Consider the following 6,623-nt stretch of genomic DNA (forward strand, 5'->3'; position numbering starts at 1 on the left):
GGGTGTCGGCGCCGGCCGTGCCTCGCCGCGCCCCCCCCCCCCCCCCCGCCCCCCCCGCGCCCCCCCCCACTACAAGGGCCAAAAAAAAGCCCGGGCACTGCCCGGGCTTTTCAGTGGACAAAACCAGCTGAAATTACTCGATCGGCTGTTCCAGCATCAGCTGGCGTGCGAAACGCACCGGCGGTGCGCCGTAGGACAGCATCTGGTCGTGGTAGGCCTTCAGGTTGAAGTTGGCACCCTGCTTTTCCTGTACTGCCTTGCGGGTGTCGAAGTGCTCCTGTGCACCGACGAAGTAGGTCGGCAGCTGCGCCGAGGTGAGCTGTGCGCGCACCCACTTGCCGGAGGCTTCGCTTTCCTGCTGGAACGCGTCGTGGGTCATCAGGTGCATGGCCTGCTCGCGGCTCCAGTTGTCCACGTGCACACCCTGGTCGAGGATGGCATTGGCAATGGTGCGCAGGTAGAACTTCAGCTGCACCAAGTGGAACAGCGGGTCGTTATCCAGGTAGCCCTGTTCCTGCATCATGCGCTCGGTGTAGACCGCCCAGCCTTCTGCAAACAGGCCCGAGCGCAGCACCGCACGCAGCGTCGACGGGAACTTGCCCGAGTGCCAGCCTTCCAGGTAATGGCCCGGGGTGCCTTCGTGGATGGACAGCAGGTGGATCATGCGGCTGTTGTATTCGCGCAGGAAGGAATCCACCTGCTTGTCGTTCCAGTCATCCGGAATCGGCGAGACCGCGTAGAAGGTCTTCAGGTTCTTGTCCAGCGGGCCCGGCGAATCGCAATAGGCCACGGCCACGCCGCGCTGGAATTCCGGCATCAGGATGATGTCGACCGGCGCGTCGGGCAGGGTCATCAGGTCATGCTTGCGCACGAACTCGGTGGACTGGTCGAGCGCGGCCTTGGCATCGTCCACGACCTTGTCGCGGGCCGGCTTGTCGGCATAGGCCAGTTCCAGTGCGGCCTCGATAGCCTTCTGCTGCTGGTCATCGGTCGGGTTTGCCGGCATTTCCGGGGCGCCCGGCTTGTCCTTCAACACCACCTGGGCGATGCCGTACATGTCTTTGCGCACGCGGGTCAGCTCGGCGCGGGCGCGCTCGCCGATCTCGGCGCGCGACAGCGAGGAGTTGAGCGAGAACTTCAGCTTCTGGTCGTACTTTTCCGCGCCGATGCGGAATTCGCCCTTGGCGTTGGGCACCAGGGTCTTGTCCAGCCAGGTCTGCTGTTCTTCGACTGCCGTGGTCAGTGTGGCGATGGCGGCCTTCAGGCGCTCCTGGTCGGCAGCTTCGAGCTGGCCGATGTTGGGCACGATGAAGGTTTCAACCAGGCTGAGGATGCCGCGGTTCTGCTTGGCCACAGTTTCGGCGTGGATCTTCGGCACGCGCGCCGGATCCAGGTTGGCACGGGCGGCGGCGAAGATCTGCGGGATCAGTTCGATGCGGGCGGTGGCCGACTTCAGGCGCTCCGGCAGCGGCGCGAATTCGCGCGCCATCAGGCCGTAGATGGCGCTGCCGGCCAGGCCGTTATAGACCTGCGGGTCCCACTTCCATGACTGCATGGTTTCGTTGGACCAGATGTCCGACTGCAGCTGGTTGCGCAGGATGGCGGCATCCACCTGGTTCTCGCGGCCGAGCTTGCTGACGTCGAGCTTGTCCAGCTCGGCAAGCAGGGCCTTGCTGGCCTCCAGGCTCTTCTGCTGGCCGGCCGCGCTGAGGTCGTCGAGCTGGCTGTCGTAGCGGTGATCGCCGATCTGGGTGGCACTGACCGGGGACAGCTGCATCCAGGTGTCCAACGCCTTCTTCGACAGCTCGGCGAACTGGGCGTCGGCCTGGGACTGGCCGGCCTGCTCGGTGGTGGTGGATGGCGCGGTCGGGGCGTCACCGCTCTGGCAGCCGGCGAGGCTGGCGAGCAGGGCGGCGGCGAGCAGGTGCTTGCGCATCGGTGATCCTGTTACTGAGGGAATCCCCGAGCATAGGTGGACTGGGCCGCTGCTGCACCTGCCGTTGGTTGGTGTCAGCTTGCCGAAACGGGCGGTTTGGATAGGCGGCAATCATGTAGCCCGGGTAAGCGCAGCGCACCCGGGTTCTTGGTTCATCCGGCCCACCTAATCCCCGGGTGCGCTGCGCTTGCCCGGGCTACCCGGCTCTGCACAAATTTTTAGCCTTCGTATTCAGCCAAGTCGCTATGCTGCCGCCACGAAATCAACTGGAACATGGACGCATGAAGCAACTGCACGGAAGGACCTTGGTATTGGCGCTGGGCGCGCTGCTGGCGCTGGCTGGCTGTGCCAAACATGAGATGTCGGCCGAGAGCGCGGCGGTGGCAGCCGATGCGGTGCAATCGCCAGAGGGCGCATTCCTGGCCTATGAGCACACCGTGCAACTGCAGTTGCCGGGCAAAGACATCGCGCCGCGGGTGAAGGCGGTATCCGATGCCTGCCAGACCGCGAAGTTCGGCGACTGCGCGGTGCTCAATGTGTCCCAGCAGGGCGGCGATACGCCGCGTGGCTCAATCAAGGTGCGGGTCGCGCCGAAGGGCGTGGAGCCGCTGATCGCGTTGGCCAGCGACAAGGGCGAGGTGACCACCCGCAACACCGAGGCCGAGGACCTGGCCCAGCAGGTTGCCGATACCCGATTGATGCAGGATCGCCTGAAGGCCGAGCATGAACGCCTGCTCGAGTATCAGCAGCGCAAGGATCTGGCGGTGGCGGACCTGCTGACGATTTCGGCGCGGCTGTCTGAGATCGAAGCCGGCCTGCAGCAGGCCAACCGTGATTCGGCGCAGCAGCACCGCCGCATCGATACGCAGTTGGTGACCATCAATATCGAATCGACCAACAGCCAGCGTAACCGCAGCGAGATTGGCCGGGCGTTCGGTGATTTCGGCGAGATATTCACCACCAGCGTGGCCTATGTGATCCGCATCGCCGCAGGCCTGCTGCCGTTGATTCTGGTTGGTGGCTTCCTGGCATGGCTGCTGCGCCTGTGGTGGCGCCGCCGCAAGAAGCAGTAACCCTTGGCGTTGTGGGAGCGGCGTGAGCCGCGAAGCTGATGCTCTGAAACGACACCAGCTTCGCGGCACGCGCAAGCAAAGTGCCCACTGGCTTTTGTAGGAGCGGGCATCAGCCATGCAGGTGCAGCTCCGGGATCCGCTTTTCGTGCGCGGCGAACAGGTCCTGGAACTCTTCCTCGTTGAACTCATCGGGCAGATAGACCGCCACCTGGCTGCTGACGCCATTGGCATCCACGCGCTCGCGTGGCCCAGCCCGCAAAGACACTTCGCGATCCTTGAAGGTGGTGACCCACGGGGTCTCGTCCCACTGGGTCACTTCGGCGTTGTCTGCATCCCAGATAACAACAATCGTAAACATGGCGTCTCAACCCTTCAGGGCGCGGTGTTCGCTGGTGATGGTCGCACCTTCGCCCATCACTTTCGTGACCGGTGTGCGGGTGGCTACGTCGAGTAGTCGTTCCCATTGTTCGTTGGTCAACGCGCCGGTAGCGGAAAGAATGCGGTGCACCTGCAGCTTACCGGCTTCATCGCGGGTAAAGGTCAGCTCGGCGTTGAACTCACCCAGCTCCCAGCCTTTTTTCTCTGCATACATACGCAAGGTAATCGCGGTGCAGGCGGCCAGTGATGCCAGGTAAAGATCGAACGGCGCCATGCCCGCGTCCTGGCCGCCCAGCCGGGCAGGCTCATCGGCAACAAGCTGGTGGACGCCGTTGCTGATGCGATGGGCGTAGTTGCTTCCCGTTGATTCAATGGTGACGTGGGCCATGGCAGGCTCCTTCAGAACGAACCGTCAACTTACTGCGACACAGCCAGCTCCGGTAGTCGCCGTTAATTGACTGCATCGTCCCAAGACTTGAACGATGCAAGTGTTTGCCTGGACGCTGTAGTGCCGAGCCATGCTCGGCAATGGGGGTTCCCGGTAAGGCCTCTGCCGAGCATGGCTCGGAATTACGTGTTGGGTGGCCGGTAAAGCTCCTGCCGATCATGGCTCGGCACTACATGGTTCGCTCTTTTACCGGATGCGCACCGGCAACGGGATGTTGCACAGGTCGATATGGCCGGCGGCGCGCTTGTAGAAACCGTCCACGCGATTACGTCGCGCTTCCACCGCATCGGCGAAGGTCTTCGAGTCGGTGCGCAGTACCTGCAGGCTCACCCGTTGAGCCTCGGGCAGTTCGCTGGCCAAGGTGATCGCCTTGATCTGCGTGCGCTGCGCGGGGTCTTCGTAGAAGCCCATCGGGTCCGGGCCGCGCTTGATCGTGCTGAGCAGCTCCATGCCTTTGAGTACGCGGCCAACCAGGGTGATGTTGCGGTCCAGCTGGCGCGGCGATTGACCGGTGACCACATACAACTCCGCACCCACGCTGCTGTCTTCGTCATTGTTGCGGCCGGCGCCGAGTGCACCATAGCAATGCGCCAACCAGGCGTTCTTGCCATCGCTGCCAACCGCGAAGTCACCGACGAAGCCGGTCCTCGCAGCCCAGCCATCACGGTCGGGCAGGGCGGTGAAGGCAAGTCCTTCGACAGGACGCTGGAACTCCGCTGGCAGGTGGCTCTTGGCGCTGCCCATCGACTTGGCTTTGGCCGCATCGTCGGCATCGGCGTCGCCGAACTGCACCACGAAGTTGTCCTGCGAGCGGTAGATGCTCAGCCCGTCCCAGAAGTGCTCCCTGGCCATGGTGCGGATGTTGCCGGCGTGCTCGGGGGCGAACTGCGGGGCAAGCTCGATGATGACGCGGCCGCCCTCCAGATCCATGTACAACGTGTTCTCCGCTGCCGGGGTGTGCCAGTCGTTGGCCGGCGCCGCATCGATGATTTCCTGCGCGCTGCGGTACTTGGCGGGGGCGTCGGCCGCCAGCAGCGGCAGCGGGGACAGCGACAGAGCCAGCGCAAGCAGGCAGGGACGTAGCGTCATCGGGCGCATTCCAGTTGGGTGTGGCCCGATTCTGCGCGATTGCCCGTGCCGCCCGCCAGCCTCATGACCGAGGTGGGGGTGACTACCGGCATATTCGCTATAGCGAACTAAACACTAGTATCTACCTAACGTTAGTCGGCAGGAGTGAGGGCCATGACTGAATTGGATGCATATCTGCGCAAGTTCCAGAAGGAATTGAGCACAGGCACGGTGTCGCTGGCCTTGCTGGCGGTGCTGGCCAAGGCGCCGGAGCCGCTCTACGGCTATCTGATTGCCAAGGAGCTGGAGCGGGTTGGGGATGGCGTGCTGAGCGGCAAGCAGAGCGCCTTGTACCCGGTGCTGCGCAACCTGGAAGGTGCTGGCCTGCTGGAAAGCCATGTGGAGCCGTCGGTGGCCGGACCGCCGCGGCGCTACTACCGCATCAACAACGACGGTCGTGCCGCCCTGCGGCAATGGATCGCTGCCTGGAATGCCACCCGCGACTCGGTCGAGTCGGTACTGGAAGGAGTCAACTGATGACTAGTGAATTCAACGCACGGCCGCTGCCGACGACGATTCCCGAATACCTGGACCAGCTGCGTGCCGCATTGAGCGGCGCGGACCTGGCGATGATCCAGGACGCGCTGTATGACGCCGAGGAATACCTGCGCTCGGAGCTGGCCGAACAGCCGGGCAAGAGCGAGGCTGAGGTGATTGCCGGTGTCGCTGGCAGTTACGGTGCGCCTGAAGAGGTTGCAGAGATCTACCGCGAAACCGAAGTGACGGTGAATCGCGCACTGCGTACACCGCGGCCGCCGGCACGGGTGGTACCGGCGGTTGCGCCGGCGGTCGTTGAGTCCGCTGCATCGCCCGCCGAGCCGAGTGTCGCTGCGCCGGTTCGCGAGCCCGCTCCGCGTTCCTTGTTGGCGCGTTTCTTCGGTGTGGCAATGGACCCGCACACGTATGGGGCGCTGTTCTACATGCTGTTGTCGCTGGCCACCGGCATTTTCTTCTTCATCTGGGTGGTCACAGGTTTGTCGCTGTCGGTATCGCTGCTGATCGTGATCATCGGTATTCCTGTGTTGCTGCTGTTCCTGGGCTCGGTGCGGGTGTTGTCTCTGGTTGAAGGCCGCATCATCGAAACCATGCTGGGCGTGCGCATGCCGCGTCGTCCGGCCTATACCGATCGCAGCCAGGGTTGGCTGCAGCGCATCGGTGCGATGTTCTCGGATGGCCGCACCTGGTTGACGATGCTGTACTTCGTGCTGATGTTGCCACTGGGCACCCTGTACTTCACGGTGGCGACGACCTTGCTGTCGACCTCCTTGGCACTGGTATTCGCACCGATGGTTTCATTGTTCTCCAACATGCCGATGGGGATCTGGATCGACGGCGTCAATATCGGTAACCCGTTCTGGTTGTGGCCGGTGTCGGTGGGAATCGGCGTGCTGCTGCTGTTCGGCACGCTGCATCTGGCGCGTGGCATCGGCAAGCTGCACGGCGCCATGGCCAAGCATCTGCTGGTGCGGTTGTAAGCACGGCGGCGTAAGGGAATGCAGACGAGGGCGCCGATGGCGCCCTCGTTTTTGTAGTGCCGAGCCATGCTCGGCAGAGGCGATACAGATGACCCTTCTGTAGGAGCGGCGTCAGCCGCGAAGCTGGTAGATGGTCAGATGGCAGAAATACCCCGCCAGTCATTGTTGCCAGCTTCGCGGCTGAC

At 63.5% G+C, this 6,623-nt stretch carries 7 protein-coding genes; 3 read left to right on the forward strand and 4 right to left on the reverse strand.

The genetic code is table 11. The features are described from left to right. Window positions 1-133 precede the first annotated feature (133 nt). Window positions 134-1,936, reverse strand: a complete 1,803-nt coding sequence (locus AC13FW_RS15245) for a DUF885 domain-containing protein (protein WP_481615466.1) — start codon at window positions 1,934-1,936, stop codon at window positions 134-136. A 281-nt stretch (window positions 1,937-2,217) separates the two neighbouring features. Here AC13FW_RS15245 and AC13FW_RS15250 point away from each other — a divergent pair, with 281 nt between their 5' ends. Further along, window positions 2,218-3,009 carry a DUF4349 domain-containing protein gene (locus AC13FW_RS15250; RefSeq protein ID WP_482989641.1) on the forward strand — a complete coding sequence of 264 codons (792 nt, stop codon included), beginning with the start codon at window positions 2,218-2,220 and terminating at the stop codon, window positions 3,007-3,009. 109 nt (window positions 3,010-3,118) lie between these two features. Here the strand turns inward: AC13FW_RS15250 and AC13FW_RS15255 are convergent, their stop codons facing one another. The 3 genes from AC13FW_RS15255 to AC13FW_RS15265 all read right to left on the reverse strand — a co-directional run bounded on the left by AC13FW_RS15255 (window position 3,119) and on the right by AC13FW_RS15265 (window position 4,924). Next, entirely contained in the window at window positions 3,119-3,367 is a 249-nt protein-coding gene (locus tag AC13FW_RS15255; RefSeq protein WP_282273345.1) for a hypothetical protein, read from the reverse strand. 6 nt (window positions 3,368-3,373) lie between these two features. Beyond that, complete coding sequence (locus AC13FW_RS15260) at window positions 3,374-3,775, reverse strand: OsmC family protein (protein WP_482989642.1); 402 nt, start codon at window positions 3,773-3,775, stop codon at window positions 3,374-3,376. Window positions 3,776-4,021: 246 nt separating this feature from the next. Further along, entirely contained in the window at window positions 4,022-4,924 is a 903-nt protein-coding gene (locus tag AC13FW_RS15265; RefSeq protein WP_482989643.1) for a peptidylprolyl isomerase, read from the reverse strand. Between the two features lie 153 nt (window positions 4,925-5,077). Between AC13FW_RS15265 and AC13FW_RS15270 the strand changes: the two genes are divergently transcribed. Both AC13FW_RS15270 and AC13FW_RS15275 read left to right on the forward strand, forming a co-directional pair. Beyond that, entirely contained in the window at window positions 5,078-5,440 is a 363-nt protein-coding gene (locus AC13FW_RS15270) for a PadR family transcriptional regulator (protein WP_282273357.1), read from the forward strand. Next, window positions 5,440-6,438: a sensor domain-containing protein gene (locus tag AC13FW_RS15275; RefSeq protein WP_482989644.1), complete on the forward strand. Its 999-nt coding sequence runs from the start codon at window positions 5,440-5,442 to the stop codon at window positions 6,436-6,438. The genes AC13FW_RS15270 and AC13FW_RS15275 overlap by 1 nt, the downstream gene beginning before the upstream one ends. The last annotated feature ends 185 nt before the right edge of the window (window positions 6,439-6,623 follow it).

The sequence above is a fragment of the Stenotrophomonas sp. 21LCFQ19 genome, from assembly GCF_056861425.1.

Excerpts from the sequence above, each read along its gene's own strand:
- AC13FW_RS15245 (WP_481615466.1), bottom strand. The coding sequence starts at position 1,936 with ATGCGCAAGCACCTGCTCGCCGCCGCCCTGCTCGCCAGCCTCGCCGGC.
- AC13FW_RS15250 (WP_482989641.1), top strand. The coding sequence starts at position 2,218 with ATGAAGCAACTGCACGGAAGGACCTTGGTATTGGCGCTGGGCGCGCTG.
- AC13FW_RS15255 (WP_282273345.1), bottom strand. The coding sequence starts at position 3,367 with ATGTTTACGATTGTTGTTATCTGGGATGCAGACAACGCCGAAGTGACC.
- AC13FW_RS15260 (WP_482989642.1), bottom strand. The coding sequence starts at position 3,775 with ATGGCCCACGTCACCATTGAATCAACGGGAAGCAACTACGCCCATCGC.
- AC13FW_RS15265 (WP_482989643.1), bottom strand. The coding sequence starts at position 4,924 with ATGACGCTACGTCCCTGCCTGCTTGCGCTGGCTCTGTCGCTGTCCCCG.
- AC13FW_RS15270 (WP_282273357.1), top strand. The coding sequence starts at position 5,078 with ATGACTGAATTGGATGCATATCTGCGCAAGTTCCAGAAGGAATTGAGC.
- AC13FW_RS15275 (WP_482989644.1), top strand. The coding sequence starts at position 5,440 with ATGACTAGTGAATTCAACGCACGGCCGCTGCCGACGACGATTCCCGAA.